1 pseudogene is annotated in these 672 nt (G+C 60.3%); it reads right to left on the minus strand.

The window, feature by feature from the left end:
* Nucleotides 1-646 (minus strand): annotated as a pseudogene (locus AX725_RS14335) (hypothetical protein); the annotation flags it as partial.
* Nucleotides 647-672 lie beyond the last annotated feature (26 nt).

A 672-nucleotide genomic window follows, 5' to 3' on the forward strand; every position in this document is an offset into this window, starting at 1 on the left:
CCTCAACGATCAGTTTGCGTCCCGCCAACTCGACATTGGCGAAGACGGGTGTGCCGTCCTCCATGGTCGTCACAAAAGCCTGCCCGCCTTTGGCCGTTCGTGGTTTTCTCTCCTTCGTCACCGGCACCAGCCAGTTCCAGAATGTGTCGCTGGCAGGCTCCAGCCATTGTGCCGCGTTCAGCCTGCGAACCACGCTCTTGCCGATCACGCCCTTGGCCAGGGGGAAGACGATGCGGTGGAACACAAGATCATCGCCATCGGCGTTGACCATATCCGGCATGGTGCCAGGCATGGCTTTGCCCAGACAATCGAGCAGCCACATGTTCGTGAACATCGGGCCTGATGCCCGTAAAATAGCATCCCGGTCGGTCTGGTTTAGTTCGGAGGTGTCCTTTGCATCGTCCGCAAGCCGGCCAAACGCGTCGATCAGTTGTAGGGCGCCATCAGCGCTGAACGGCAACAGCGCGCCCGAGATGCCATGGCGACCGTTCACATCGACAACCCGTGCAGCGATCTTGTCCCAGTTGACGAGGGTCTGTGTCGCGCCGTGTTCGCGGACCGTGACTGGCGCAACATCCCGCAACAGATCACGCAAGGTCATCGACTGACCGGGGACGACCTCGCTAACCTCATAGAGCGACATCATCGTATCCCGCAGCGCGCGCATATAGG

This window comes from Blastomonas sp. CCH9-A1, from assembly GCF_001557175.1.
GTDB classification, from domain to species: Bacteria; Pseudomonadota; Alphaproteobacteria; order Sphingomonadales; family Sphingomonadaceae; genus Blastomonas; species Blastomonas delafieldii_A.